Source organism: Reichenbachiella sp., from assembly GCF_039944555.1.
Classification (GTDB): Bacteria; Bacteroidota; Bacteroidia; order Cytophagales; family Cyclobacteriaceae; genus Reichenbachiella.
The window spans coordinates 1-26,537 of the sequence record NZ_JBDUYN010000004.1 but is presented as its reverse complement, the minus strand read 5'-3'; the positions used below and the strand labels follow the sequence as shown (position 1 = coordinate 26,537).

Annotated in this window: 29 protein-coding genes and 1 pseudogene; 2 read left to right on the top strand and 28 right to left on the bottom strand. The window is 40.9% G+C overall.

All coding sequences use genetic code 11. The features are described from left to right. Positions 1-216: 216 nt before the first annotated feature. The 7 genes from ABJD64_RS01545 to ABJD64_RS01515 all read right to left on the bottom strand — a co-directional run bounded on the left by ABJD64_RS01545 (position 217) and on the right by ABJD64_RS01515 (position 6,781). On the bottom strand, positions 217-801 hold the full coding sequence (locus tag ABJD64_RS01545; protein WP_348176705.1) for a DUF1287 domain-containing protein: 585 nt from the start codon (positions 799-801) through the stop codon (positions 217-219). Positions 802-910: 109 nt separating this feature from the next. Further along, positions 911-1,930: a hypothetical protein gene (locus ABJD64_RS01540; protein WP_348176703.1), complete on the bottom strand. Its 1,020-nt coding sequence runs from the start codon at positions 1,928-1,930 to the stop codon at positions 911-913. 256 nt (positions 1,931-2,186) lie between these two features. Next, positions 2,187-3,656, bottom strand: a complete 1,470-nt coding sequence (locus tag ABJD64_RS01535) for a serine hydrolase domain-containing protein (RefSeq protein ID WP_348176701.1) — start codon at positions 3,654-3,656, stop codon at positions 2,187-2,189. A 225-nt stretch (positions 3,657-3,881) separates the two neighbouring features. Then, the gene (locus ABJD64_RS01530; protein ID WP_348176699.1) at positions 3,882-4,394 is read right to left on the bottom strand and encodes a hypothetical protein; all 513 of its coding nucleotides are present in this window, start codon (positions 4,392-4,394) and stop codon (positions 3,882-3,884) included. A gap of 231 nt (positions 4,395-4,625) precedes the next feature. After that, positions 4,626-5,837: a DUF1343 domain-containing protein gene (locus ABJD64_RS01525; RefSeq protein ID WP_348176697.1), complete on the bottom strand. Its 1,212-nt coding sequence runs from the start codon at positions 5,835-5,837 to the stop codon at positions 4,626-4,628. 61 nt (positions 5,838-5,898) lie between these two features. Further along, positions 5,899-6,408, bottom strand: a complete 510-nt coding sequence (locus ABJD64_RS01520) for a hypothetical protein (protein ID WP_348176695.1) — start codon at positions 6,406-6,408, stop codon at positions 5,899-5,901. A gap of 148 nt (positions 6,409-6,556) precedes the next feature. Further along, a complete protein-coding gene (locus ABJD64_RS01515) occupies positions 6,557-6,781 on the bottom strand; it encodes a helix-turn-helix transcriptional regulator (RefSeq protein ID WP_348176693.1) in 225 nt (74 codons plus the stop codon). 58 nt (positions 6,782-6,839) lie between these two features. Here ABJD64_RS01515 and ABJD64_RS01510 point away from each other — a divergent pair, with 58 nt between their 5' ends. Then, on the top strand, positions 6,840-7,073 hold the full coding sequence (locus tag ABJD64_RS01510; protein WP_348176691.1) for a helix-turn-helix transcriptional regulator: 234 nt from the start codon (positions 6,840-6,842) through the stop codon (positions 7,071-7,073). A gap of 85 nt (positions 7,074-7,158) precedes the next feature. Here ABJD64_RS01510 and ABJD64_RS01505 read toward each other — a convergent pair. From ABJD64_RS01505 to ABJD64_RS01480, 6 genes and pseudogenes are all read right to left on the bottom strand, one after another. Beyond that, positions 7,159-7,537 (bottom strand): annotated as a pseudogene (locus ABJD64_RS01505) (DUF1428 domain-containing protein). Next, the gene (locus ABJD64_RS01500; RefSeq protein ID WP_348176689.1) at positions 7,534-8,073 is read right to left on the bottom strand and encodes a hypothetical protein; all 540 of its coding nucleotides are present in this window, start codon (positions 8,071-8,073) and stop codon (positions 7,534-7,536) included. The pseudogene ABJD64_RS01505 and the gene ABJD64_RS01500 overlap by 4 nt, the downstream one beginning before the upstream one ends. Before the next feature lie 273 nt (positions 8,074-8,346). After that, positions 8,347-8,544 (bottom strand): hypothetical protein, encoded by a 198-nt coding sequence (locus ABJD64_RS01495; RefSeq protein WP_348208190.1) that lies wholly within the window; start codon positions 8,542-8,544, stop codon positions 8,347-8,349. Positions 8,545-8,589: 45 nt separating this feature from the next. Then, the gene (locus ABJD64_RS01490; RefSeq protein WP_348176687.1) at positions 8,590-9,375 is read right to left on the bottom strand and encodes a hypothetical protein; all 786 of its coding nucleotides are present in this window, start codon (positions 9,373-9,375) and stop codon (positions 8,590-8,592) included. Between the two features lie 36 nt (positions 9,376-9,411). Then, positions 9,412-10,431, bottom strand: coding sequence for a hypothetical protein (locus tag ABJD64_RS01485; protein WP_348176685.1), 1,020 nt, complete (start codon positions 10,429-10,431; stop codon positions 9,412-9,414). A 58-nt stretch (positions 10,432-10,489) separates the two neighbouring features. Next, the gene (locus ABJD64_RS01480; RefSeq protein ID WP_348208189.1) at positions 10,490-10,693 is read right to left on the bottom strand and encodes a hypothetical protein; all 204 of its coding nucleotides are present in this window, start codon (positions 10,691-10,693) and stop codon (positions 10,490-10,492) included. A gap of 158 nt (positions 10,694-10,851) precedes the next feature. Between ABJD64_RS01480 and ABJD64_RS01475 the strand changes: the two genes are divergently transcribed. Beyond that, a complete protein-coding gene (locus ABJD64_RS01475; RefSeq protein ID WP_348176681.1) occupies positions 10,852-11,097 on the top strand; it encodes a helix-turn-helix transcriptional regulator in 246 nt (81 codons plus the stop codon). A 122-nt stretch (positions 11,098-11,219) separates the two neighbouring features. Here ABJD64_RS01475 and ABJD64_RS01470 read toward each other — a convergent pair whose 3' ends face one another. From ABJD64_RS01470 to ABJD64_RS01400, 15 genes are all read right to left on the bottom strand, one after another. Continuing rightward, positions 11,220-12,140, bottom strand: a complete 921-nt coding sequence (locus ABJD64_RS01470; protein ID WP_348196151.1) for a hypothetical protein — start codon at positions 12,138-12,140, stop codon at positions 11,220-11,222. 304 nt (positions 12,141-12,444) lie between these two features. Next, positions 12,445-12,657: a DUF2892 domain-containing protein gene (locus ABJD64_RS01465; RefSeq protein ID WP_348176677.1), complete on the bottom strand. Its 213-nt coding sequence runs from the start codon at positions 12,655-12,657 to the stop codon at positions 12,445-12,447. Positions 12,658-13,013: 356 nt separating this feature from the next. Then, positions 13,014-13,643 carry a Crp/Fnr family transcriptional regulator gene (locus ABJD64_RS01460; RefSeq protein WP_348176675.1) on the bottom strand — a complete coding sequence of 210 codons (630 nt, stop codon included), beginning with the start codon at positions 13,641-13,643 and terminating at the stop codon, positions 13,014-13,016. Between the two features lie 6 nt (positions 13,644-13,649). Beyond that, positions 13,650-14,810, bottom strand: coding sequence for an FAD-dependent oxidoreductase (locus ABJD64_RS01455; protein WP_348176673.1), 1,161 nt, complete (start codon positions 14,808-14,810; stop codon positions 13,650-13,652). 63 nt (positions 14,811-14,873) lie between these two features. Then, positions 14,874-15,782, bottom strand: coding sequence for a haloalkane dehalogenase (locus ABJD64_RS01450; RefSeq protein WP_348176671.1), 909 nt, complete (start codon positions 15,780-15,782; stop codon positions 14,874-14,876). 85 nt (positions 15,783-15,867) lie between these two features. Beyond that, positions 15,868-16,296 (bottom strand): DUF6196 family protein, encoded by a 429-nt coding sequence (locus ABJD64_RS01445; RefSeq protein ID WP_348176669.1) that lies wholly within the window; start codon positions 16,294-16,296, stop codon positions 15,868-15,870. 6 nt (positions 16,297-16,302) lie between these two features. Continuing rightward, on the bottom strand, positions 16,303-17,097 hold the full coding sequence (locus tag ABJD64_RS01440; RefSeq protein ID WP_348176667.1) for a PhzF family phenazine biosynthesis protein: 795 nt from the start codon (positions 17,095-17,097) through the stop codon (positions 16,303-16,305). A 15-nt stretch (positions 17,098-17,112) separates the two neighbouring features. After that, a complete protein-coding gene (locus ABJD64_RS01435; RefSeq protein WP_348176665.1) occupies positions 17,113-19,386 on the bottom strand; it encodes an aminotransferase class III-fold pyridoxal phosphate-dependent enzyme in 2,274 nt (757 codons plus the stop codon). 181 nt (positions 19,387-19,567) lie between these two features. After that, the gene (locus ABJD64_RS01430) at positions 19,568-20,041 is read right to left on the bottom strand and encodes a nuclear transport factor 2 family protein (RefSeq protein WP_348176663.1); all 474 of its coding nucleotides are present in this window, start codon (positions 20,039-20,041) and stop codon (positions 19,568-19,570) included. 46 nt (positions 20,042-20,087) lie between these two features. Further along, positions 20,088-21,092 (bottom strand): hypothetical protein, encoded by a 1,005-nt coding sequence (locus ABJD64_RS01425; protein WP_348176661.1) that lies wholly within the window; start codon positions 21,090-21,092, stop codon positions 20,088-20,090. Between the two features lie 88 nt (positions 21,093-21,180). Beyond that, on the bottom strand, positions 21,181-21,459 hold the full coding sequence (locus ABJD64_RS01420) for a helix-turn-helix domain-containing protein (protein ID WP_348176659.1): 279 nt from the start codon (positions 21,457-21,459) through the stop codon (positions 21,181-21,183). 283 nt (positions 21,460-21,742) lie between these two features. After that, positions 21,743-22,087 carry a 5-carboxymethyl-2-hydroxymuconate Delta-isomerase gene (locus tag ABJD64_RS01415; RefSeq protein ID WP_348176657.1) on the bottom strand — a complete coding sequence of 115 codons (345 nt, stop codon included), beginning with the start codon at positions 22,085-22,087 and terminating at the stop codon, positions 21,743-21,745. Between the two features lie 120 nt (positions 22,088-22,207). After that, positions 22,208-23,584 (bottom strand): M20/M25/M40 family metallo-hydrolase, encoded by a 1,377-nt coding sequence (locus ABJD64_RS01410; RefSeq protein ID WP_348176655.1) that lies wholly within the window; start codon positions 23,582-23,584, stop codon positions 22,208-22,210. A 201-nt stretch (positions 23,585-23,785) separates the two neighbouring features. Next, entirely contained in the window at positions 23,786-26,170 is a 2,385-nt protein-coding gene (locus tag ABJD64_RS01405; protein ID WP_348176653.1) for a penicillin acylase family protein, read from the bottom strand. Positions 26,171-26,320: 150 nt separating this feature from the next. Continuing rightward, positions 26,321-26,537 (bottom strand): T9SS type A sorting domain-containing protein (locus ABJD64_RS01400; protein WP_348176651.1); only part of this gene is annotated, 217 nt, incomplete at its 5' end.

Genomic DNA, 26,537 nt, shown 5'->3' with positions numbered 1-26,537 from the left:
TCTCGCGGCACTGATTACTCAAAGATTTTTATTTTCCAGCCTCTCGCGGTGCGGAGAACTCGGGGAAATATATTTTTCCCCTCGTGCGATATGGATAACTCCAGAAAAAAAATTCATTCTTTGTTCACCCGCCTTTAAGCTTTAAGTGCAATAGGAACGCGTGTGTCTCTTTATTGTTCTCGTTATGCTTCGATAAACGAGGATGTTTGGAGAAGCTTATTCATAATATCTATAATGTCCAATGATTTTATAGTCAAAGAGACAATCTTCTATAACCTGACCGCCACCAATGTTATGCACAATTAAATTCCTCTTTTCGTCCTTTGATTTTTTGTCAACGACTATTCCGATGTGGGTGGTGGCTCCTCCGAGATTCCAACAAACAATATCTCCGGGCAAATAATCTTTCCCTTGATCGGAAATTGGTATTTCAGCACCTTTTCGTTTGAAGTAGGTCATTAAATTAGGCACTCTCCGGTGGTCTATACTTTTGTCTGTTGTTTTTAGCCCCCAAATTTCAGGATAACTACTGAAGCTGGCCTTCATGTCTTCGTGCACTTCCTTTTGTAGGTCGACCCCAACTTTTCGGTATGTGCGAATGATGACGTCTGTGCACACGCCTTTGTCACTGGGTATATCGCCATTTGGATAGTCAATCGCGAAATAGCTGGGGTCATAGGTCACGCGTTGCTTTGTCAATTCAAGAGCATGCTTTGAAATTTCAATTGGGTCAACCGCTGTTTGAGAAAAGCAGAGATTGAAAGCCATCAATAATGCTATAGATAGTAGTGTTGTCTTCATGCGTGTTTCGGTAATTGTGTAACGCAGATAGTGCCTTGTTGCTTATCCTCCAAAGTAAAAAAAAATGTAGGTGCTTGTGTAGAAAGGTATCCCTGCTGCAATTCTAGATCTAGAAACTACTTTTTATTTTTTTGTCTATTTCTTCTAAGCTATGTTTCTCATAATCAAGTCCTATTTCCTGATTCGTTTGACCCGCAATGATATCCTTAGTAGCCAATAAATAATCAGCATCCTTTTTACCTATACTTACTATGGTTACCTGAGAGCCGTGTGGGACATTCCTAAACATTATGTTGTTCTCGTCATAATCCCAAGGACCCATAACTGAGTTAATATCTTTGAAAACTAAAAAATTAAGAGTCTTAGTGTTTTCAATTTTCTTAACAAGAACATTTGTATTGTTCTTTGATTCATTAAAATAATCGCAGTTAATCCAGTTAAGACTGGTGGCATGTATTTCGTAGAACGGTTGATAATAAAAAGTGGAATCCTGGTTATCAAAAACAGGTGTCCTTTTGATTTCAATAGTATCCAAGCCGACTAAGCCATATAAAACATCCATAACAGTCACCACATCCTCTGGAACATCCAAATGAATTATCATTTCAACCCTTGTGCTATACTTAATCGTGTCATAGACATTGTTAGTATCCAATATCCAATTCATTCTTGTAGAATCTAAATTACCAAGGTAGGTACGCATCATAGAGCGTTCTGATTTTTTTTGGAATTGGATTCTAATTGGATATTCTACATTCAATTCTAAATTCCGTCCTTCGCTGGAGGCTGTGATATTTATCATTCCTGAAGACTCCAAAAGGTTATCATCTGACGTTGTTGTCAACCCGTTAAGTATCATATCCGCTTTAGAATATACCTCCTTCAATTTTAAGGTAACTTCAGAAGATGTCAATTCTCCATCATCAAAAGTTAAAGAATTCGCCTTAATGTAAATCTTAGTTCCTAACGAGCCAATCAGTACAGTGTCGCTATCAGGTGATATCTCAAAGTATTGGGATGGATTCGTCTCCTCTGCTAAATAATATAAATCTTCAGCTATATTTTGTTCATCATAACCACATGAATAGATGGCTAATACGGTAATTAATAAAAGTGAGTATATCTTCATTTGTTAGTGTTAGTCCAGATACAAGGAGGTGCGCCAGTGCTTGCTTAATACCTTCTAAAATAGCAAATCTACTCGACACCTGTGTGCCTTATGCCAACAACATCCCCATCTCAAACATCATCGTTATGCTTCGTTAAACGAAGACAATTAAACCACCTGCCGAAATGATTCTATCCATAAGTTGAAATATAGCCATGAAAGAGGCCCAACGATTTGCAGGGTACTCTTTCATGGCTTGGCCTTATCGAATAGTTGATTAGGATTTGTGTGCCTTTATGTATTTTTTGGCATTGGTGTTTTTGGAATTTAGCTTCAGCGACTTTTTATAATATAACACAGCCATTTCTTCATTTCCATCTTGGATATATGCTTCTGCTAAACTGTCATAGGTATTCCAGGATTCTGGAAAAGCATCTACATTCAGTTGAAATACGATGATGGCTTCTTTTGTTTTTTGCATATTTAGCAATTGATAGCCCATTACGTTGATTTCATACTCATTGAGTTCATAGTCTGTAGCGTTTCTGTTTTCATTGAACCATTGCAGTCCGGCTTCAAAACCTTTGGTAGATACAACTTCCCAGAGTGTTTTAGCGAAAGACCTCTTTGGCAACTGATAAGGCAAATCATGTAGTATGGCATTGATGGCAAGATTGATGTCATTCAAAGCCGCATGGCCTGTGTTGTTGAGCATCACAATCATGTGCTTCTCCGATGGAATACGAGATATCACGGTATGAAAACCGTTGACTCCTCCGTCGTGTTGATGAATCAATAAAGGATCATTTCCTCCACCAATAGGTAGTTGCATAATGAACCACCCATAACCATAGCTGCTACTCCATGCGGGTATGAAAGGGGTAAATAATAACTCTTTGTATTTTGATGAGAGCAGCTGTTCCGTGTACAATGCCTGATCCCAAAGATATAAATCTTCTACCGTGGAGTACATGGATCCAGCCGCATACGGGATCGACATGTCTATGTAATCGGCATTTTTATAGCCAGAGCCTTCTTTTTCATATCCTGCTGCTCTGTTTTTCAAAATAGTAGCGTAGTGATCAAACCCGGTATTGGTCATCCCAAGTGGGGTTAGAATATTTTCTTGCAAAACTAGTTCGTAGGGTTTGCCAGTCACTTTTTCCAGAATAGCACCTAATAAGAAATAGCCTGAATTACTGTATTCAAATTTCTTCCCGGGAGTAAAGTGCAAGGCAGAATCTGAAAAAAGCTTAATAAACTCTTCAGGTTGATAAGGATTTCGGGTTTCATTCTTGAAAAAATCAGCATACGACGTGTAATTGGGGATACCTGAGGTATGCGTAAGCAGATGATGCAGAGTAATCTTGTCACCGGTCGCTTTTGGATAATTAGAAAGATGGTCGGTAATCACGTCATCCAGACTCAGGTTTCCTTGTTGCACTTGCTGTAATACCAGCATCGCTGTGAACTGTTTTGTGATGGACCCTATTCTATGCTTGGTATTTGGCTGGTTTGGAATATTCCACTCCATGTTGGCCTTTCCAAATCCCTTCTTGTAGATGACCTTACCGTTTTCAGATACGAGTATAGAGCCATTGAACTTGCCATAGTCTGCATAGAGGCTCACTGCTTGATCTATCTTTTCTTCTTTTGATTGTCCTAATGATACAGAAGAGAATCCCGTCTGAATGAGCAAGCCAATCAATAGTGTTTTTAGTAAGAGGTGTTTTGTTTTTTGCGTCATAATAATTGTTTTTTTTAATTAACATTTGATGCTTCAAAATTAGATTGGAGCGTAACACAGCCACAAGGTAGAATCCTCCTCAAAAGTGGTTATTCGTCGATCTTGGCGCACAAATAGGGCCTTAACACATGAATATCAAAAGGGTCTTGGTCTGGGAAGAGGAACTAGATCATGTAGTTGGCTGTATAACATGCCAGGGGTTCTTTTGAAAAGAAAGGGATCAGTTTATGGTGAATCTTCAATATACCAGGACCCGGAAACCGTTCCAACTGTGTCTACCCAACCGCCTTCAAATATGTCAAATGGTGCACAATTCCATTGTCCAAAAATTTGGCCATCCTTTTTGACTCCTTTGAAGGCTGCTAGATTTTCATAAAAACGACTGCCCGTATTGAAATTAACTGGGGTCAAAATCCAAACAGAATCTTTGTGTAGCTTCACAATAATTTCACCATATGTATCAGGCGCTAATGAAATTCCATTTTCGTCATCATTCAGCACTGTTCTCGAAAATGATCCTCCCATTGAACCTTCATATATTACCGTATCATTCTTGATTTTGTACGAAGCACTGAGTTCTCCCATTTGATCGCATTCACATTTGACTTTTTTCCCCTCACTTAGGCCATTGGCTTCACCACCAAGTCTAAACGTAAGTGGGATTTGAATCCCGTTAGTTTCTTCGTTACACGAAATAGCCATCAGGACTCCTAAGGCCAAAAAAAGTGCTATGCCCATTGATTTCATAGGTATAGGACACGGAAAGATGGCCGAAAGTTGGAAAGGACTTTTAGCTCGGTGCGGTGGTGCATCCAAATAGTTGGACAGATTGTGAATTCAAAACGATGGAGGTTGACTTGAAAGAAGCTCTTATTTTATAATCACATTCAAATGCGGACAATTAAATCTTACTATAACATGCACTTCACCATGCTATGATCAAATAGATCCGGGAGTACCAATTATTGATCAAGGATAGAGCAAATATTTTTCTCGAATCTTCTTGTAATCGGATAACTCCGGTTCCCAGGAAGCTCGAATTTCTTCTATTGATACCGCATCAATAATTTGCTGTTTAAACTCTTTGGTTCCAGCGAGGTAATCAATATTTCCTATCTGACGGCTAAATGACTGATCGAAGAACTTTTCCTTTTCAGGGTACTGATTATAAAGATTGATCAGCCACTCCAAATTCAGTTTTTTCGTTTCTTTTAATTTTTTAATGTCGGTATTTCTCAAATCAATGCCATAACAGGTTTCATCCATAAAAAGAGGAGTGCTTGACATTCCGGGAATACTTTGAGGGACGAAATTGAAATCAAAAGTGCCTTTAAATTTTGGACTTCCGAGGACAGTAAATGGAAAATGAGTGCCCCTTCCATGGTTTAATATGGTCCCCTCAAACAGGCAGGTGGATGGATATAAGTATATGCTCGTGCTTGTATTTAAATTGGGCGAGGGACTAATGGCTGGAATATACTCCATATCATGGCTGTAATTCTTTAATGATATGATCGTAAGCCTACATCGTTGGCTATTCTTCATCCAATTTTCTCCAATAACCATTTTCGCGAATTCTCCAAGGGTCAACCCATGAGCAATAGGAATAGGAAATTGACCGATTCCTGATTTGAGAGTCATATCTAAAACAGGCCCGTCAACTAAGTATCCGTTTGGATTGGGTCGATCCAAGATCATAATTTCCCTATCGAATTCAGCACAGGCTTCCATGACATCTCTCAGCAGATTGATGTGTGTAAAGAATCGGCAACCAACATCTTGCAGATCGAAGAGGACAATATCTATATCGAATAAATCCTCTTCGGAGGGCTTCTTTTTGCTTCCATACAATGATATTATCGGTAGGCCCGTTGCCAAATCCATTTCGTCGGACACGTGCTCGCCATTACTTGCATTTCCTCTGAAACCATGTTCAGGTCCGAAAACTTTTTCAATCTGGATTCCAAGTGCCAACAGGGTATCGACCAGGTGTTGATTTCCTACAACAGAAGATTGGTTTCCAACAACAGCTACTTTCTTGCCTCTGAGGTAATCTACATATGCGTCTACCTGTTCAGCACCAGTATATATGCGACCTGAGTTCAATTGTTGGCCAAATGACGATTGAATTGTAAGACAAATCAAAAAGAATAATTGGTAGTTTTTTATTGCTGTTAACATAGAAGTTTTAATTATCGTTAACGTCCATTTCAGCCATTATCGCACAGTTAAAAAAATGTGATCAATTCTGTTCACTAATGAACTCGGAGACAAAGAAAATGTTACTCAATCCTTTAGAAGAATGGCTATTCAGAAAAAGGGTATAGAGATAAACATCAGCGTTTTTCTTGACTTCTTTCTTAAATGATTTTTCAAGCTGTGGCTGAATAGGCATCCAAATTTTTCCAAACTGACACACCAATTCAATTTCATTTTTGATTGTGCGCGTAATACTTTGATCAACCCCAATCATTTTAAAGACGAAGCTCATTATTGATTCGCGCTGGTCAGAGAACGCTCTCCAGTTACCCGTAAATGTTGCCACAAACCGGTATTTTTCAGCGCGGAAATATAATTGCTGGGTCTCATCAAAATTAGACTCGATACTGTCAGCATACATTTGCTCTGAATTTAGCAATTCAGACAAATCAATTTCAGTATAATTCTTGTCCCATTTTTCATATGGGTCAACTTGTGCAAAAAGCATTGATGGCAATAACAGGACAAGAGTAGTAAGGATTAGTCTATTCATAAAAGTAAAGTTAATTGCCATCACAGGCGGTCATACTTATCTGCTTTTCAATCTACCCCCATGCAACAATCCTACTAGGATTTAGTAATTCCTGTGCTCGCAGGGTAAGAGAGCAGAGAATTAAAACAATTTAATTTACTGATTTCATCTATTTTATATCCAGCAGCTCATTCACAGAAATACCCAACCCCTTCGCAATTTTCATCATTGTCAAAAGTCGGGGGTTTGTTTTTCCGTTTTCGATCATGAAAACCTGAGTCCTGCTGATGTCACAATAAAAGGCAAAGGCCTTCTGATCAAAAGACTTCTCCTCTCTCAATTGTTTGATCCTATCTCCCAGCTTCTTGAAATATTTTTCTTCTTGCGTGTTCACTATTGCGAATATCTGGGATTATTTATTATCTTGTGTTCGCTATAGTTAACACAAGATAATGACCGAAATAGAATTCAAACTGTATCAAAAGAAATTGGGCGATCGCATAAAACGACTTAGAATCGCCAAAGATTTATCTCGATCTCAGGTAGCTCATGTGTGCGGAGTAGAGGAGCGCTTAATAGCAGATACGGAAAATGGAAAGGAAGATTGTTACCTGGATTTTCTGATTGTGCTCACGGATTGTCTAGAGGTTGGGCTTTCAGAATTAATGGGTTTTGAGCTCGATTGAGCATCCTCCTTACGCTTCGCTAAACGAGGACGATTGGGATTTTTTTGAATGAACGTATCTCAACGGCCCGGGCTATCCGTTATCATTAATTGAATTGAACAAGAGGCTGAAATCCTCCATAAACCATCCTACTGGCATCAAAAATCAATCTTGTAGATTGAGTCAATGGAGCAACCAGGTCTGACATTCTTGAGTCGTTTGGAACTTGTTCATTTGCTAAATCACGAGTTTCTTTCGAAGGAAATACAACCCACCCAAATACAATTACCTCATCATCCTTCACATCTACTGCCTCAATGAATGAGCGTGTTCCCTCTAAATTCAAATCCTCCCCAACATATTCATAATAAGCAAGCGCTCCAGATTTCTGCTACTTTTTCAGCCGCCTTTTTGTATTCGTCCAAATAAATTCGAGGAACAGGGAATACAAAGCCATCGATGTATTCTGTCAATTTATCGCTCATTTTCTTCTGTTTTCTTGTCGTAATAATCCTTTGTAATATTGTCTATACACTTTAAACGAATCTTGGTCTTCAATTTCAAGAATCAATTCATCGTTTTCGTACTTTGACCTTAAAACATTTCCATTTTCTAGGGTGTCAATTTTTGTAACATATTCCGTTAGTCCCCTATCTGTTTGTTCAAATTGAAGTCCGTTGAATGTTATTTGAAGGGAATCAAGTTTTTTGTTAGGGATTTTAAAAGTCAATTCATAAAAACAGGTACAAAAACATTCATCACCTGTATTTTCGTAATTAATCTTTAAAGTATCATTTTCAAGTTTATAGTCAGCCGTAAACGTTGCGCAACAAATCTCTCGTTTGCCAAGCACTATGATTAATGTGTCATTTTTAACTTCCTTATTAACTATCCTTTCTTTTAATTCATAAGGGTCGGTATTGTACGAGTCACAAACCGATTGTTCAACGATCATTTTATCCTGAGAAAATGCCGATTGAAATGTAAGACTAAATATTAATAGGGTCAGTAGTTTCTTCATAATTGCAGCTAACAAGTATTAATGACCTTTATCTAGTCCTCAATTTACGCAAAAGGTGTGTCTATCCTTCTGATATACCAGGATAAACACACCTCATCATACTTTGATTAAATAAGATCGAGGAGCCCGTATAATCCTTCCCTTTCACCTTGCAAGCGCTAATCCCAAACGGCGCATACAACGGACAAAATCTCACCAAACTGGGTCTGGTTGAGTGGATGAAAGAGCATCTTCCGGAAGATGATTATTTGGCATAGCGTAAGAATCTAAAAGTCAATGAGGCTGGCGGGACTTAGCGGAAATTTTTCGTACACCTAAGACCATAATAATCGCATAGATGATATACACGATGGCTGAAAAAACATATTTTGAATCCGGATGATATATAAACCCATATCCCACCATGAGCCCCATAATCAGGGACCATGTACCGCACCAAGCAAAGAGAATATATTTATACTTTTTCGTCATCCGGGAAATTTGATAAGGTTAGCAGGGGATGTTCAGTACTGCATATCACATGGCTTTTTCAATCAGTTGTTCTAGTGATTCAGTGGTTAGTTTTGTTTCAACTTCAATGGATTGATTCAATCTCAGAAATTGCTTGTTGTCAAGGTCATCGTACATACTAACAAAGAATTTTTTACCTGTATTTGTTAGGCCGATTAGATCATTCTCACTGTTCTTATCAACGAAAGTTAAGAATTGGCTTCTTCCACTATTGGCAAATCCATAGACCTCAACAGATTTTACAAATTCAGTTAACCACTGAATCATGAAATTGAATCCATAGAAACCAATTGATGGTAGTTCAATGATTGAATAGCTTTCAGTTCGATAAACTTGAGATCGTTCTATCGTTACTTCTGGACAAGTTTCATCGGCCTCCTTTAGCTGTTGTTCGAGTTCCATTGATGTGGAATTCACCAAAATGAATTTGCTGAACTTTTTAAAGTTTAGATTTTTTCGCCCTTCAGTCTTATGTGTTCGCCCTCCGTAAATTTTATTGATAAACTTGCTTAAGAAGTTGATTCCAAGTCTGTCTTCAACAAAAATTATGAGTAAGCCAATTGGTATTAGAACTAAGAGTATGTAATCCCACGCTCTTCTGAAGGGCCATAGAAAAAATGACAATATCGTATTCCATGTGTCCTTCGGGTATTTGATTATCGTAGCGATAGCAGCTATTGTACCAATAATGATTAAAGATGAAACTACTATTTCCATTGATTCAGAAGTGCTGCCTTCCCATATCTCATCCGGATACAGAATGCGGCTATTGATTTTTTTAATTACACCCAATGTAATGGGTTTTTAGTTTTCTACGTCACCATACTTTCATTTCTGGACTACCTCAGTCTTTTCCTGATCGAGATATATCCTTTTTCTTCGCCGCTTTTTCTTTTCGTTGATTTCCGTGCAATATTTATAGATCATTCTTTTGGCAAATGCCTTCTCTAAAGAATTAAAGAAATGGGAACTACTAAAGTTACCTGATAACCGCTTTTTATTAGAATATTCCAAATCCGGAAGAAGTTCGGCAGCCAATACGGATATTTTAGGATTAAAGTATTTAGTGGAATCATTTAACAACCATGGAATGCTATACGGATTTGGAATATCGGTAGATAGAAAGAGTGTGTCTCTTTTTTCAATAAACTGTAATTCAACAAATGGATAGTCGTAGGTGTTAGGATGACCATGAACTGCTGAGGCTATTGCAATCATTCTTTTCTTCGGATCACGGAAACACGACAAACAGTATTTTTTTTGATCTGGTGTAGGTTCCACATCTTCCAGCTTGTACAAATTGAATAGCCTTTCTCCATGATTTGAAATCCATATCGAATCAATACCCAGATTGTTCGGGATAGAAGTAATACTTCTGGATTTTTTGTCATTGACAGCCGAGATTAATTCAATGAAAACGTCCGGGTCAAATGACGTAATTTTTACCGTATCCATAGAATTCGCCATGGTAATTTTCTGAGCCCAATAACTCTGTTTGGTTGAAATAACTTTGTTAGCCAATTCAATCAACGTATCTGGTTCGTCAACTGAAATTCCCAGAGCTTCCAGGGTCTTCATATTATCGAAATCGAGCGAGTCATTTTCAATAGTCTTGTCGGTTTGGCCAAAGGAATAGGGACTACTATATTGTTCTACCTGCCTCATCTCAAACCCATGGTTATTCCTTACGATCTCATATCGCCTACCGCAATACCATTCATAATTAAAATTTTGATGGTCGATGATAATTACCTTATCAAGTGAATCAATGTTAACAACCGTTGATACTTCTTGAGAATAAGAGACAAGTGGCAAGAGCAGTATGAAAGAATATAGGAGTCTTTTCATTTCTAATACCAACTAAAGTATGGCATTTGACTTTCAGTATCAAGTATCTGCAATTGTCCTATGCCGTCTTTTTCTTCGAGAGTTCATCTTCGACCAAGTCCAAAAAATCAAAGAAAATTGGAAGTTGCTCAGCGAACTTTTGAAATTCACCAGTTAGATTTCCAGGTTCGGCTGAGATAAAGTGGAAGACCAATGTCCGCATTTTTCTTCTGAATATTTGAATATCAAGGTAGTCAATAAGCTCTACAAATTCTTTCAACATTTTCTCTGTTGTATTTGAGTACTTAGGAATTTCAAAAATTTTGGACTGTTCAGTTATCATATCAATTTCATTAACCAATCAAATGTAAACAAAGATAGCAAAAACACTCTATATAAAGAGTACTTTAAAAAGAGCGTAATCTTAATCTTTGAATTCTAATGGAGAATTCAGAAATACCGAACAACGCATTTGTGTTACAAAAAAGAATTGGGGCAGGGATTCGATCAATTAGAGAATCCAAGGGGATCAAGAATTACGAGAAGTTCGCCATACAGAATAAGTTCAGCAGGTCGCATTATTGGAATATCGAACAGGGGGAAGTCAATCTAACCATGAAAACGCTGGTTCGTATTCTAAACTCACTTGATGTTAATATCAAAGACTTCTTTCAACAATTGAAGTGAGTTAGCTGATTTCAGCAAAATATGGGTTGTAACACGTGCGTTGCAAACGCCCATCTCAGACATCCTCGTTACGCTTCGCTAAACGAGGACGATTGGGGGTTTTTAGCATCTGTTTCCTTCGTTTATTCCCAATATTCAATTTCTCTCTTAACTGTTTCTCTGATCTTATCTAAATACTTGAAATTGGCATCTGTGTAATTTCCTTTCGAGTCAACCTTATATTCTGCTTTCCATGTGTGTTGTATGTCTCTGTTTTTTCGGAAAATTAACTTTTCGATCCAATTTCCCAATTTATTATATTGATAAATAGTTGAATCTGGATTAGAGTATTCGTACTCTCCTAGTTCTGTGTACGTTTTTATTAGGCCATTTTCGTACCACCATTTTCTCTTTTCTTGTAATGTTTCTCCTGCATAATAGTTATGGATATGTTGAATGCAATTGAGTTTTGCATCAAAAAACAAACTGTCTATTGAACCAATGTCACCGATTGAATCAGGAGTCGAGTTAATGTATGAAGTTCGAATGACATATGGCTCGTTTTCGAAGTATTGACACTTCAATAGTTCCTTATCTTCATCGTCGTTCCAAAACTCTTGAATAAGGCGATCTTGTTCGTCATATGAGAAGTAGACCTCTAAATAAATTGGAAATTCACTGGTGTCAAATCTAAGGTTGCCAAGTTTGTCAATAGGTATGTCGTTGATTTTTCCATACTTAACATAATCTGAAGAAATAATCTTTGATAGGTTTCCCTTTTTGTCATATTGGAAGATTTTCCTCCCCTCCCTGCTAAAATGATCTGGTGTTTTAAAAGTGTATAAGTTTAGAACACCATTTTTGTTGTAAAAATAATTGTGCTCGTCAGAAACTTTCGGAGTGCCATCTCTACGGTAGCTCGTTCTAGTTTCTCGGATCATTTTGATATTACTTTCCAATTTTTCAAAGTATTCATTAAAGTTTCCATATTCGACTAAGTAGAAATTTCTTTTGGATTTGATAGGAGTTTGCAGAATGGAGTTTGCAGGAGTTTCGTTGTTCATCGAGTATGATGTCGCAGAGCTTGCTAGTTTGGTTTCAAGGTCATTGATCCTGCTGTTGTGGTTACATGAGAGCAGCATTCCGAGACACAAAGTAATTATGAGTAATTGAGATTTCATTTAGTATTGATATTGCGGAAGGGTAACTATTGAATAACAAGAATCGTCTAGGTGATTCTCACTATCACCCGTGATGACGGATCGCCTTCAATTTACACAAAAGGTGCGTTTATCCAGCTACCGTTGGCAGGATAAACGCACCTTATCATACTTTGATCAAATAAGACCTATGAGCTCATAAGAACCATCAACCTTTCTCCCTCACCTTACAAGTCCTCATCCCAAAAATCGCATACAACGGACAAAAACTCACCAAACTGGTCAGGACAAATACTACCGACAACACGAGTAGAACAAGTCCTAAGGCCCCTGATATGATATTAGTGAAGTATAAAGTACCGATGACGAGCGCGATCAATATTCTGAGCACCCGGTCTGCATTTCCCATGTTCTTTTTCATGACTATTAAGTTTTAGTTTGACAAATACTGAACCAAGAGAACTACGCCCATAACCAGCGTCAGGCAGGTCGCACAAACCAATAAGAATTTAAAAGCCTTGTTCATGTTGATTCTTTTTGTCAAAACTAGGGACGGGAAATCGGTGGTGCAGTGACTTTGGTCACCGGGTTAAGAAATTTGAGTTCCGTTATAGCATCATCAACCGTCACACTGAGTCCTTTTTAAGCTGTGCGAGCAGCTAATAGAGGCGTGAGCGTCTCATAATCAGGAAGATTCTTACGGCTTCAACCCGCAAACCACCCTAAAAGCCTCTGAATGACGGTTATGTAGATCGTTTTCGTTGATTTAAACTCGGCCTACAAGATTTTTATGCTGTTGGGGAGTTGTTGTAGTTTGCCCTCGCTTTCAAGTTTTTTCATGACACGGCTTATGACTTCTCGTGCGGTACCGAGTTCGTTGGCAATCTGGCGATGAGAGAGTTTCAGCGGGTTTTTGTTGGTCAGCTTCACCTTCTCTTGCAGGTAGTCATAGAGCCGCTTGTCCATCCGGTCGAAGAGCACGTGATGAATGGTCTCCAGCAGTTCGCCGTAGCGCAGGTTGTATTGCTGGAAGAAGAGGGTGTTGATATCGGGAAACTGCCTGGTCCAATCAGCTACTTTGTCAACCGGTAAAAGCATGGCCTTGGTATCTTCTTCGGTGACCGCATAGATATTACTGGGTTCATTTTTCAGGCTGGCCGAAAACGACATGATACAACTTTCATTGGGTCGGATGTAGTAGAGCAGCAACTCCTTGCCTTCATGCCTGGTAAACACTTTGATCAGTCCTTCCAGCACAATGGGGATGACTTTGACATACTGCCCCTCGCGTAAGATTTCAGTGTCTTTTGGAATCTCTTTGCGAATAGCTGTCGCAGTTATTTCGGAAACAAGATCAGGGCTCAGATGTGAGAAAGCCGGTGGTATATTTTCTTCTTTCAATGTCATTTGAGTTTATTTCACCAATTCGTCTACGGTGCTCCTGGCGGACTGTGCCGCAGCGTGTACTGAAACCCAATCCTCGCCATCGGTATAGGGTCCGCCGGCAAAATATACTTTATCAGCTACAGACTCCCCGAGGGTTCTCACTTTTCTCCAGTCTTCATGATCGCTGAGATAGCCCGCTTTAATAAAGGGTTCGTCATTCCAGTTTTGCACCATGTGCTTAACATAGGAAGCGGTGGCCTTGTTGTCATATATTTCATCAAGTTCTTTCAGAATAAAGTCCCTCAGCTCATCTCCGGAGCGCGAAATATAATCCAGGGCTGGTTTGCCAACCGTGAACAACCCAAGTACATTTTGACTTGTATCTTGTCCATAGGAGGCATCGTAATAGAGTTTTTGACCATCGGTTTCAGGCGTAATGTTGAAGGAGGTGGCGGTGTGGTAAAACTTTTCAGAGAATTCTATGAATGCTTTGAAGCCCTCCCAAACGGTGGCGCTATTGATAGCCGCCGATTTATCTTCAGGAAGGGACGGTGTAAAGCTGATATCGCCATCCTGAAGGATTTTCAACGGTACGGACACAATCACCTTGTCGGCCGTATATTCTCCATTTGAAGTCTTGACCATGATCTGTTCGCCAGAATAATCAATGGACTGAACAATCGTGTTATATACGATTTTCTGGGTTACCGAAGGCACAATGTACTCGTCAAAAAAATCGAACCAGGTGGAATCAATAAACTTGCGGTCGGAATCAACCAACTCGTTCACGGTCAACTGGCCATTGTCCCAATTGCCTTCGGTATCTACCTGGCTATCGTAGCCTACGGTATTCACTTCTACTGTCTGAGCGTCATCATTGACGATTTCCTGAAAAACACTGGTTTTTGTGTGGAGCCACTCTGCTCCAAGTGGTATGGGAAAGTCAGCAAAGTCCGTGGTCCTTTTCATTCTCCCGCCATATGTAGCCGAAGCTTCCAGTATTTCAAATTCTATTCCGTGCTGGTTGAGCAAATAGCCCGCGGACAAACCGCCAGCACCAGTACCGATAATGATTACCTTTTCGGAAAAACTGCCTTTGTCATCTTTATTGCAGGCGCTGAAAGCCGCTTGAAAGGGGAGGCTCACACCGAGAATCCCGCAGATCTTAATAAATTCTTTTCTTGTCATTTCTGTATGTTCGAACGTGCTTCAAAAAGTAAAATTGTCATATACGGCTGAATAGAAAGTGATCTAATGAGTCTTGTCAAAATTCTTTTGATAAAACGCCACAATCAATTCTGCCAATTCCTCCCCTTTTTCTTCCTGTATAAAATGACCCGCATGCAAGATTTGGTGATCTTGGCCTTTCGCTCCGGGAATCATTTGTTGCATGGGTATTTCTGCGCCTTTCATGATCGGGTCCGAGTCTGCAAAGAGAGTCAGGAAGGGCTTTTCCCATTGCATCAATTTTTTCCAGGCGACCTGGTTGTTTTTAGACTCCGGGTCGTCGGCATCTACTGGCACGAGCATTGGGAAGATCCTGGACCCTGCCTTATAATCTTCCGAAGGGAAGGGGGCGTTGTAGGCAGCGATGACTTCCGGGCTGAGGTCCTGCACCGTTGCCATATTGAGGACCTTGCCTGCTTCAAAATCGGGAGAGTTTTGCGAGAACTCTCTCCACTTCATGAAGCTTTCGGGCATGGCAATTTGTCCCGTGGGTAAAGAGGTATTAGAAGCCACTATAGCTGCAAACCGTTCGGGTTTTTCGGTAGCCAGTCGCAAACCAAGCAACCCGCCCCAATCCTGACAAAAGAGGGTAATGTCCTTTAAATCCAGCTGCTCCACAAACGTGGTCATCCACTGCATATGGGCTTGGTAACTGTAAGCTTCTTTCTTGACCAACTTGTCTGATTTACCGAAGCCGATCAGGTCGGGAGCGATCGCCCGAAAATTGTTTTCGACCAGTGTCGGAATCATTTTTCGATACAGATACGACCAGCTGGGTTCCCCGTGCAGCAGCAGGGCGATGGGGCCGTCAGCCGGGCCTTCATCCAAATAGTGGAGCCTTAATCCTTCTTCTACTTTCAGATAGTTGGGTGAAAAATCGTAGCCAGGTAAATTTTCAAATCTGCTTTCGGGTGTTGTTATGATTTCTTTCATATCTGAAGAATTGATTACCATTCAAGGTAAAACAAAAAGTACTCATATCCTTATCGGCTGGATACAAGTGCTTTTTTAAAGATTTTCAATTCTTAGATTCTTTCAATTCTTCAATATAATGGATGACCTCATCGGCAATTTCGATCGGACATCCGTTGTAATCAAAGATTCCACCTTGGTTTGAGTTCTGCCCGCAAACCACAAATATGCCGGAACCCAACTTTTCCTTTATTTTGGTGGCCAACCACCCGACAAAGCCGCTGTTGTCCAGCCCCTCCTCAAAGTGAAAACTGAAGATCTTGAAGTTTTCCGTACCCTCTTTCTCGACCGGAACCAGCAAACTCCAGACCTCATCGTCTTTGACCATCGCCAGTGCCTTGGAATCAAATTGAAAATCATCAACAGGTACCTCTCTAAAGTAGTAGGGTTCTGCGTAAACTTTAAAGGTTGCAGCTCTCAGGACTTTCTTGAGTCTTTTTTCAGTTTCTTCTTTTGTCTCCTGGCTTATGTACATCTCGTCTTACTTTAAAGAAATATTTAAAACACCTGCTGAGTAAGTAATCGCATGACCTGAAACCAAAACTCTGCCTTTATGGTCCTTGCAATGTAATTTCCCTTGCCGTTCAGATAATTGTACGGCAAATAGCTCCTGCTTGCCTAGTTTCTCGCTCCAATACGGGACTAAGGAAGCATGTGCCGATCCCGTTACCGGGTCTTCAAAGATGGTCGCCTGAGGAACAAAGAATCTTGAAACAAAATCGGAGCGATCTCCCTTAGCCGTAATCGCGACACCTCCCGGATCAATGTTTACTTTATTAAAGGATACCTGGTCAATCTGAATGTCCCGCACATCATTTTCACTACCATAGACCAAAATATAATCTCGTGCTTTCAAGACCTCTATCGGTTGCTTACTTAAGGACTGAGCAATGAATTCCGGCAGCACGGTTTTCACTGGTTTTCGAGAAGGCATGTCAAGTGTATAGAGGTCTTTTTCAACTTCTACGTACAACAACCCAGCGCTAGTCTGAAAAGTGATCGAATCCTTCGCGTAATTCAATTCCTTCTTCAAAACATGAGCTGCAGCTAGTGTTGCGTGGCCGCATAAATCCAATTCGAGATCAGGTGTGAACCATCTCAATTGAATCTCTGACTCACCGACCACAAAAAATGCAGTGGCATCTACTGAATTTTCCCTGGCAATATTCTGTAGCGTTTGGTCGTCAAGCCAGCTCTTCACTTCAACGACGATAGCCGGGTTGCCACTGAAAATCTCATTTGCAAAAGCATCTACCTGATAATACCTCAATTTCATAATGACCTCTGATATCTATTTTGAACTATAATGCCCGTGCAATACCTCTCTAATGTTTTCCACCACAACTTTCGCATTTTCCCTGGTGAAGCAGAGCGGTGGTTTGCTTTTAATGACGCTATCATGCGGCCCGTCGGTGCTGATAAGTATATGCCTGTCTCTAAGCCCGTTTTTGATCTTATGAGCCAGTTCGACGTCTGGTTCCATAGCATTGTCCTGCACAATCTCCACCCCGATGAACAACCCCGAACCTCTTACATCCCCGATGCATGGGAAGTCGTCCCGAAGATCATTAAAAAGTGACCTATAATAGTCCCCTACGGTTTTAGCATTTTCCTGCAACTTCTCCTCTTCTATTACTTCCAGCACGGATAATCCGATCGCACAGGAAACAGGATTTCCGCCAAAAGAGCTAAAAAACTCAACTCCTTTGCTGAATGATTCTGCGATTTCGTTTGTGCAGATGACCGCCCCCATTGGATGGCCATTGGCCATGGGTTTGCCCACAATCACCATGTCCGGAACGACCTCCTGCGCCTCAAAACCCCAAAAATGATCGCCTAACCGACCAAAGCCGGTCTGTACTTCGTCGCTGATGCAAATCCCGCCTTGCTTTCTGATGGCAGGATAGATTTCTTTCAAATATCCCTTGGCCAAAGGCACCTGTCCTCCACATCCGACAACCGGCTCGGTGATAAAGGCCGCTATGTGTAATTCGGACTGCACTATGTTTTGGACTGCGTCTTTGGCATATTGGCGACCGGCAGTGCCATCGTTTTGGGTATAATTACCTCTATAGGTGTCGGGAATTGGTGTTTTAAGGATGTAGTCTTTTTGCCCCTGGCCCTTTTTATTACTGAACTTATAATCGCTGATATCCATAGACATCTGGGTATTGCCATGATAGCCGTGCTCCATGACCATGATTTTTTTGTGTCCGGTATGCGCATAGGCTAGTCGCATCGCCAAATCGCTGGCTGCGCTTCCCGAATTTACAAAAAAGACTTTATTGAGTGAGTCAGGGAATTTCGATAACAACTTTTCTGCATAGGCTGGCAGCAGGTCATATAGATACCTGGTATTGGTATTCAAATGAGCCATCTGTCTTTGGCCGGCAGCTACCACTTTAGGGTGCGAATGACCTACATGTGGAATATTGTTGTAGGCATCCAGGAAGGTATTGCCCTCGGTATCATACATGTATTGAAATGTGGCCCGCTCCATGGATATAGGCTGCCTGTAGCTCATTGACAAGACCGGGCTGATAAACTGGTGCCTGCGAGTGATGTTTTCTTCGGTTGTTCTTACCTGGTTAACAGGAAGGCCAAGCGTGTTTCTAAAGTGATTTTCAGCAGCAAGCGGACTGATGGCGAGCCATTTGTGCAACATTGACCAGGCCTGCTTTTCGCTGCTGGTAGCGTATTGATTGTCAGGGTCCGTTTTGCGCGCATGCGCTGAATTGCATACACTGATACAAAGTTGAGCGGCGATCAAATAGTACAATACCCGAATTTCTTCTTCCATCAAAGGAAGCACCTCATGATATGCTTTTAGAACAACCAATGCCGACTCCATTGGAGCCTCTTCTTCATAGCTGGCATAGACGATGGCTACGGCCAACTCATTAATTAAAGGTGAATGCGCTAGGTCACCAAAATCAATTAAGCCGGAAACTTTACCGTTTTTAGTCAGTATGTTCCACTCATTGGCGTCATTATAAATGACCTGTTTTCTTAATTCTGGTAAGATGGGTGTTACATTTTCTTCAAATTGCTGAATGAAATAATTGACAATGCTTCTTTCGTGCTCATCAGGTATGTCATTGAGATATTTTTTGTTGAGATGCAGATATTGAAGGTCCCATTCCCACTGCCTTGCTCTGAGTGTATAGTGATTGAAATCTTGAAGCTGAATGTCTAATCGGGCAAGAAAGGTCCCGAGTGATTTTAGCAGTTCTTCGGAGGACTTAGTGTCGCCTAAAAAATCACCTTCTATGAAGGAGAGCATCCTGCATATAGTAGGCTTTCCATCCAGATCCAATACTTCAATAAACCCACCATTTGTAAATGGAACAGGGATTGGAAATTGATCAGCCCCTTTCTCTTTCAGGTGATTGAGGGTTTCGTTTTCTGCTTCGAGAATAGCTAGTAGTTCTTCGTCGAAAGGATACGTCTTGAAGATGTACTTTGTCGAATGATTACTCACCAGATAATTGATATTGTGGTAGCCATTGAGCTTTTTGATCTCCGGGTCTTGAAAATCAAAATGCTCTTTCAGGAGATTTTTCATTTTTTGGTGAAGTGTTGCTTTGCTTTGAGTACTATTTATTTCTACTGCCAAATTAATAGTAAACCACTTACATCCAAAGAAGTCCGCAAGACAAAGTACTTGTTACACGAGTTCCATATGGAGGTGCCGTTTTTTTTTAGAAGACGTCAATGGCTATTGAGTCCAATGCACTTTATGAGTTTCAACGGATAAACTCATTGGGCAGGGCAGACCTGTGATAATGCACCATTCGCCAGTTTCCATTTTTCTTAATAAAAACCAAAGACTGACGACCATAAACAGATCTTAGTGGGCCGTTCAATTGCTGGGTAGTTTGCGCATAATAGCTGTCTACAAATCCAGCACCATCAATAATTCGATAATCAGTGAAATGCTCTTGATATGAGATTTTAGTCATTGAGTCCATGTATCTACGAATATTTTCAAGGTAGATAGCCTTGTCTTCAGTTCCTTTACGAAGAAATGGTACGTCTCTTCCAAATCCATAATTGCCCCAGCTAATTTCAGCCACGGCAGCGGCATCGCTGTCGTTCCAGGCTTTTATCCAACTTGCATAGGTTGTCTTTAATGACTGCATGTCATTGTCCTGGCTATTTGCTGGAACTGCACAGATGAATTGGTGCGCTAAGAAAAAAAAGTAGATGAGATTTTTCATGATAAAAATTGTTTGAATTGCCGGTATGTTTACTCAGTGACCCTAATTAGAGTCTCTTTCTCCTGATGATCACATTTTCCAAACTATCCAGAGGTTTAATTGTTTTTAATTTTCGGTTTACTCCGCTTTTTATCTGCGAATTCACAATATAGTAGTAGTACCCATTGCCAATCTCGCCCGTCGTACTCGAATCAAAATCATTTCCTGAATCAAAAATCTCTACATCCGTAATCTTCGAAATTTCATTGTTAAAATAAAACCTGGAGATTTTGGTGCTTTGGTGGCCTAAGAAGTAGTTTTCATATATGGCTAGCCCATCAATTGTGGAAGTATTTATTTCGTTTTCAGTCTTGATCAAAGTGACTTCTTTCGATGCCAATTCTATTCTAATTATCCCTTCGTCCGTCGCCACAAAGAGGCACTTTTGAGGGTGATGATAAATAATGCCGTTAGGAAAACTGTATTCTTTTAAGTCACAAAACACGACCAGTTGTTCAGTAACTGAATCAATCGTAAAAATTTTTCCTCCCATTGTTTCGGTGGCATATATGTTGCCTTTGCTGTCCATGGTGATATCATTCAACAGCGCATCTTCATTGTTCGCTAGCACATATTTTTTTAGCCGTTGGTTGGTGGTAGGGTTAAAAGCCAAAATGGCAGCTTGACGTTTAGTACCTGTTGGGTGCTTCACGATAGGTGCTACGGCTGCACATACCCACAGCGTATTCGTGCGAGGGTCCATTTCCATGCCCAGCGGGCTGAGACTCTCAAACCTTTCCTTCGTAATTAAATCAGTGACTTTCCCTTCCGATGAAATCCCGATAATCTTTTGTTTGTAAATACTTCCCACATAAACCATATGAGTACTTAGGTCGAAAGCAGTACCCTCGGGGAAAAGTGCTTTTTCTGTGATGACGAAATCGTAATCTCCTTGTTCATGGGTCACCTGCTCCTTTTCAGTAGAAGTAGATATTTCTTGGCGCTTGCCACAAGACCAGAGGAGGATAAGCACAAGGGGAAATATTTTTTGAGTCAGTGGTTGCCGATTCATTATTTCAATCATAGTGAAAACAAAACTATGATTGGCCATGTTGAATAGCAATAAGGGGTGAATTCACCCCTATGACTTTCTGCCGATTTTATAATTTTTCTCCGAACTCGCCCAATTTAGCAATCACGGGCATCAGCTCTTTTCCCAGCTCAGTAAGTGAGTATTCAACTTTTTTTGGGTACACCTCAAAATCTTTTTTATGGACGATACCATCCCTGACCAATTCACCAAGCTGCTGAGTCAAAGCTCTCTTAGAAGCTTCGGGGTTTTTCCTCTCAAAATCACTTAGTCTGGCATTTCTTCTGTTTAGTTCGCACAGTAAGGCGAGTTTCCATTTTCCGGAAATAATGTTCAGTGTCCGTTCCATTGGACAGTCGGCTTTTATTTGTGTTTTTCTGGTATAAGTACTCATTTGCCGTAGCGCATCGTGGGTGCCATGAACTTCACTTACCCCTGGATTGATCGTGAGGTTCGTAACTCAGTTAAGAATAGAAAGTTAATGAGCTACTGCCAAAAAAGCCAATCCCTAAGACACGCCTACAAGATGTTTGAAGGAACCAAGTGCAGGAACCATCCAAAAACTACTGGGGGTCAACCATGGTCGCGATCCATTGTTGACACGTTCGTTAAAAACAGTCTGGCTCTAAAGCCTAAACCATCGCCTTGTTGCAATAGCTCGCCTTTTCAAAATCCCTGACGTTCATAGATATAATAGGAACCTGCGGAAACAGACCATTGAGCGCAGACACGATTCGACGGGATAAATTGGACTTTTGTTCGTCTGTGCGTCCTTGCATGATGTTGCCAAAGACATGGATGAAATCATCCGAACCTTCACCGGCGATGAACTCGTCGAACGACTGCACACGAACCTTGATGTCGCCCTTGGCGAACAACTCGCTGGCTACGGCCTGATTGTAGACTTGCTCCATGATTTCTTTTTTGGAGTGAACTCTGGTGATTCCTTCTGAACAGTGTATGATAAAATGGGGCATTTTAATTCAAGATTATAAGTTGTACCTGTTGGCTATAACTATGGCTCGTGAGGACACGAGCCATAGTGCAAGTTAAAAATTCAATCCGTAGCGCTTCGCTTTCAATGACGGAATGAATCACTAGATTCCCTCCTGGTCGATAAGATATATCAAGGCAGCCATAGCTGCAGCACCAAGTTCAAGCTCTCGCTTATTTACCTTATCGAAAGTATCATCGGCCGTATGATGATAATCAAAGTAGCGCTGTGAGTCTGGCATCAACCCAATCAAAACGACTCCCTGGTCTTCCATGGGATTGATGTCTGCTCCACCGTAACCCTTCACAATTTTTCTCAGATCGAACGGAGCCAACAGGCTACTCCAGCTTTGTATCCTTGAAATGGCTTCCTGAGAAGCATTGATACCAAATCCTCTCGGCGTAAACCCGCCTGAATCAGACTCAAGAGCTGCCACATGTTTTTCACCTTTTTCTTTGGCTACTCGGGCATATTCCTTGCCTCCTCGAAGGCCATTCTCTTCATTCATAAACATCACCGCTCTAAGGGTACGCTTCGGGCGAATGCCTGTGGCTTTAAAAATCCTGACCGCCTCAATGGCCTGTACGCAACCTGCACCATCATCGTGAGAGCCGTCACCTACATCCCAGGAGTCGAGATGACCACTGACTACAATGTACTCATTAGGTAGTTCTGACCCGGTTAGCTCACCAATCACATTGTACGACAACACGTCGGGCAGCATTTCGCAATCTGTTTCTAGGTAGAACTTCAGGCCCTTATTCGCCTTCAAAGTCTTACTCAGGTAATCGGCGCCAATCGTGCTGATGGCCACAGCTGGAATTTGTGGAATACCTTCTTCATAAATCAGCGAGCCTGTATGTGGTACATCGTTCAGTGCCAATGTCAACGATCTGTTGATGGCCCCAACGGCACCATACTTAGCGGCTTCTGACGGGCCTTTTACACGCTGATCTCCCGCACCGCCATAGGCGTGACCGGTATGAATGTGCTTTGGGTCCATGGGTCTATTGAAGAAGACAATTTTTCCTTCAATGTTCTTCTTACCTAGTTTTTCTAATTCATCGAGACTTTGTACTTCAATTACTTCGGCCAGAAGTCCATTGGGACCTGTGCCGACGCTATTGCCTAATGCAATTACGTTCACATCTTTTGTACCGAAGGTCTTTGCATTTACAATTCTTCCGATTTCTTTCTGACCGCGTACCCAGTGTGGTACCATCACTTCTTGCAGAAAGACTTTGTCAAAGCCCAATTGCTCCATCTGCTGTCTGGTGTATTCTACGGCTGCGGCAGCTGAAGGCGAACCGCTCAGGCGATGTCCGATATTCAGAGATAAATACTCAAGCATCGGATACGACTGTCCATTGGTCAGTGCCTCATCAAAAATGGTTCTTAAATTTTTTTCGTGTTTTTGCGCTTGCGAGGCAAATGCAAAGATGAGCAGCGCAAGGGCTGCTAAGGATAACTTGTTCATCATTCGATATGTTGTAAAACTGATAAAACTATTGAGTCGCAAGAATAAGCTTTAGCCCCATGAAATGTATAAAATCTTGATGCAAATTATTCATCTGATCCTGTAGTAGAACTAATATAGATGGCGTAACCCTTTAGTTTTCACATTTCTGAAAACTAAAGTTCCAAGCTTTTGAAGTGACACATCGGATTTCCACACTGCGCCTTATGGTTTGAGTACCAAAGCTCCTTTAGATTGCTTCATGATTTCTTCTTTGTTCATCAGCTGTCTTCTGAATTCCCCATTTACGTACATCTGCGCCTGGTCACAGTAGTGCGGGGAGAAGATGTTGCCGGAATTGCCAGTTGGCAAAATACTCCAACTGTTGCCTTCTACGTCTGCAAAATCAATGATTCTTCTGGTCGACGGGCCTGCGAAAGTCTTGTACCATCCATCGGCTGAGAATTTGTATAAATAGTTGTTGATCACTTCGTTGTTTCCGGGAACGGGAAAGGGACCCACATTGAAATACTTTCTCAATGCCTCAACCGAACCTAATACATGTCCATGTTCCAGGGTGTGAACACTTCCCCAATTCCATTGAGAGATATCAGCTCCCAATTGTTTTTCTAATTCCATCATGCCATCTGAAAATGCAGCGGTGATTATTGAGGATCTGGTTTCGATCATTTCTGTGTTTGGATCGTCCCACCAGACAGAACTGTCGTTTGCAAATAGTGGCTGGAAACTTCTTTTCATCAGGTGAGTCTTCATGAAGGCCTCAAATCCTTTCTGACCTAGTTTATTCACAAATAGACCTTCCTGAATTTTATAAACAAGCTTGTTGTAAATGGTGGGTGCAATGGCATTCAATCTATATTCCCCATCCCATTCAGACAATATATGAATTGCTTCTTCCTCATTCTTAGAATTAACCAGTTTAGTGTCTATGGCTTCCAATATTGATTCAGCTACCTCGGGCGAATTGTTGGAGGTGTTATCAAGCATCATTTGCTTGGTATCTTCCACATCCCATTTTTTATCGGCGTTTAGCAATTGTTTGATTCTTCTGGCCCTGTCCTCTGGTAAATAGTAGCCAGGAACCACTAGGCCCTGGGTAGTATCAGGTTGGTTGTTGGCGCTATATGCATAGCCCCATGGTGCATTTTCTGATTTGGGATTAAAACTAAAATCGTAGTATCCCAGCATTTCGTTTTCACCTGAGACACCATCGAGAATCAACTTTGAATTTACTTCCGCAGGTCTTTGTATCAGATGGGCAGAGGACCAGCGTGCATAGTTGTTATCGGTATCGCCATACATAACATTGAGACCTGGCGCATGGATTTTGGCCACATTGTTTCGTGCATCGGCGAAGTCTTTGAGGTGAGAAAAGCCATAGGTAACTTCCAATATCTCTCCAGGCTTTTGGGTGTATACCCAAAATAGAGATACAGGGGGCAGGTCTTCATTCAACTCAAGTGCCTCGTTTACTACCGGGCCATGATGAGTATGTTTGATTACCATTTCCACCATTGCTGAATCCTTCACGAGAATGTTTTCTTTTCTAGTCACGTAGTCTCTTATTTCTTCCTTGAAAATATATTGCGCAGCATTGTCAGGATTATCTTTCTCGAAATACAGGTCTATATCATCATTTTCGAACATGGTTAGGCCTGTAGCATATTTTCTATTGTGTCCCATTATCGCAAATGGATATCCTGCCAGATAATAACCATAGAAGGAGGTCTCAGCCGTTTCAAAATGGGCTTCGTACCACACTGCTGGTTGCGAAAAGGCTATGTGCGGGTCATTGGCCAAAATCACTTTACCGGACTTAGTCTTATCGGGGCCAATCACCCAGCTATTGCTCCCAATCAAAGGTGCTGCCGGTAGACCGGTTAAAATTTCATCTATTGCTAGTGCCATCTCATCCATGGCCGCAGCCGTCGAAAAAGAATTCATAAGAGCCCCCGAAGTATTGCTGGCTACATCCAGGTCCTTCAAATAGTCTTCTCCAAGTTCATTCAATATTCTGGTAACGATGGGTTCCGTTTTTTGCGCAGCAGCGAAACTAAAAGACATATAACCCATGGTGTTGTACACGTCTATCAATGTGAACGGTGTTTTTTCAATGCCCAAAATGGTGAATTCAATGGGTGTAGGTCCTTCATTCAAAAAGGTATTGATTCCATCCAGATACGCCTTTGCCGCAGATTTTATTTTAGGGTCACCACTTGCTTCAAAGGTTGCTAATGACTGTTCTGAGTACTGCTGAATACCCAAGGCTCGAAATAACTTATCCGTTTTCAGAAGTTTGCTACCAAAGATTTCAGAAAGTCTCCCGGGTGCAATACGTCTGACCACTTCCATCTGCCACAACCTGTCTTGTGCATGTACATAACCCAAAGCTCTATAGGCATCTATCTCATTGTCGGCGTACACGTGTGGAATACCGTATGCATCGAAATGTACCTCCGTATCGTTGGACAAACCGGATAACTTAAATTCTCCGGAATAATTGGGCATAAGTGACTGAGTATACCAGTAGACACCAACAATACTCAAGAATACTACAATGAAGAGAATGGAAAAAACCTTCTTAACCATGATTTGAACGAATGTGTTTGATGATCAAGATAGCTACTCTGGCTTTTTCGAACAAATTGCAGAAATGTTTTAATCTTTGGAAATCAATTGTTTGAACAAAAAAATAGCCCCGATTTCACCTGGGGCTATGTCCTTTTGTCAATTTTAACACTATTCTTTACTCATCTTAAATGTTGCTGTGGTGTTGTCATTTATCATTTTTACAAAATAAAGTCCACGATTCAGATTTTGTACATCAATTTCAAAGACCTGAGTCAGGTAGGTTTTGTGTAGCGTGGTAGTCTCAACAATTTTTCCAGATTCTTTGAAAATATAAACCTGAATGGCTCCCATCATACTTGCTTCCGGTTTCAGATGTAGAGTTTGC

Coding starts and splice junctions, on each gene's coding strand:
- ABJD64_RS01545 (WP_348176705.1), bottom strand. CDS start 801: ATGAAGACAACACTACTATCTATAGCATTATTGATGGCTTTCAATCTC.
- ABJD64_RS01540 (WP_348176703.1), bottom strand. CDS start 1,930: ATGAAGATATACTCACTTTTATTAATTACCGTATTAGCCATCTATTCA.
- ABJD64_RS01535 (WP_348176701.1), bottom strand. CDS start 3,656: ATGACGCAAAAAACAAAACACCTCTTACTAAAAACACTATTGATTGGC.
- ABJD64_RS01530 (WP_348176699.1), bottom strand. CDS start 4,394: ATGGGCATAGCACTTTTTTTGGCCTTAGGAGTCCTGATGGCTATTTCG.
- ABJD64_RS01525 (WP_348176697.1), bottom strand. CDS start 5,837: ATGTTAACAGCAATAAAAAACTACCAATTATTCTTTTTGATTTGTCTT.
- ABJD64_RS01520 (WP_348176695.1), bottom strand. CDS start 6,408: ATGAATAGACTAATCCTTACTACTCTTGTCCTGTTATTGCCATCAATG.
- ABJD64_RS01510 (WP_348176691.1), top strand. CDS start 6,840: ATGACCGAAATAGAATTCAAACTGTATCAAAAGAAATTGGGCGATCGC.
- ABJD64_RS01500 (WP_348176689.1), bottom strand. CDS start 8,073: ATGAAGAAACTACTGACCCTATTAATATTTAGTCTTACATTTCAATCG.
- ABJD64_RS01495 (WP_348208190.1), bottom strand. CDS start 8,544: ATGACGAAAAAGTATAAATATATTCTCTTTGCTTGGTGCGGTACATGG.
- ABJD64_RS01485 (WP_348176685.1), bottom strand. CDS start 10,431: ATGAAAAGACTCCTATATTCTTTCATACTGCTCTTGCCACTTGTCTCT.
- ABJD64_RS01480 (WP_348208189.1), bottom strand. CDS start 10,693: ATGTTGAAAGAATTTGTAGAGCTTATTGACTACCTTGATATTCAAATA.
- ABJD64_RS01475 (WP_348176681.1), top strand. CDS start 10,852: ATGGAGAATTCAGAAATACCGAACAACGCATTTGTGTTACAAAAAAGA.
- ABJD64_RS01470 (WP_348196151.1), bottom strand. CDS start 12,140: ATGAACAACGAAACTCCTGCAAACTCCATTCTGCAAACTCCTATCAAA.
- ABJD64_RS01465 (WP_348176677.1), bottom strand. CDS start 12,657: ATGAAAAAGAACATGGGAAATGCAGACCGGGTGCTCAGAATATTGATC.
- ABJD64_RS01460 (WP_348176675.1), bottom strand. CDS start 13,643: ATGACATTGAAAGAAGAAAATATACCACCGGCTTTCTCACATCTGAGC.
- ABJD64_RS01455 (WP_348176673.1), bottom strand. CDS start 14,810: ATGACAAGAAAAGAATTTATTAAGATCTGCGGGATTCTCGGTGTGAGC.
- ABJD64_RS01450 (WP_348176671.1), bottom strand. CDS start 15,782: ATGAAAGAAATCATAACAACACCCGAAAGCAGATTTGAAAATTTACCT.
- ABJD64_RS01445 (WP_348176669.1), bottom strand. CDS start 16,296: ATGTACATAAGCCAGGAGACAAAAGAAGAAACTGAAAAAAGACTCAAG.
- ABJD64_RS01440 (WP_348176667.1), bottom strand. CDS start 17,097: ATGAAATTGAGGTATTATCAGGTAGATGCTTTTGCAAATGAGATTTTC.
- ABJD64_RS01435 (WP_348176665.1), bottom strand. CDS start 19,386: ATGAAAAATCTCCTGAAAGAGCATTTTGATTTTCAAGACCCGGAGATC.
- ABJD64_RS01430 (WP_348176663.1), bottom strand. CDS start 20,041: ATGAAAAATCTCATCTACTTTTTTTTCTTAGCGCACCAATTCATCTGT.
- ABJD64_RS01425 (WP_348176661.1), bottom strand. CDS start 21,092: ATGAATCGGCAACCACTGACTCAAAAAATATTTCCCCTTGTGCTTATC.
- ABJD64_RS01420 (WP_348176659.1), bottom strand. CDS start 21,459: ATGGAACGGACACTGAACATTATTTCCGGAAAATGGAAACTCGCCTTA.
- ABJD64_RS01415 (WP_348176657.1), bottom strand. CDS start 22,087: ATGCCCCATTTTATCATACACTGTTCAGAAGGAATCACCAGAGTTCAC.
- ABJD64_RS01410 (WP_348176655.1), bottom strand. CDS start 23,584: ATGATGAACAAGTTATCCTTAGCAGCCCTTGCGCTGCTCATCTTTGCA.
- ABJD64_RS01405 (WP_348176653.1), bottom strand. CDS start 26,170: ATGGTTAAGAAGGTTTTTTCCATTCTCTTCATTGTAGTATTCTTGAGT.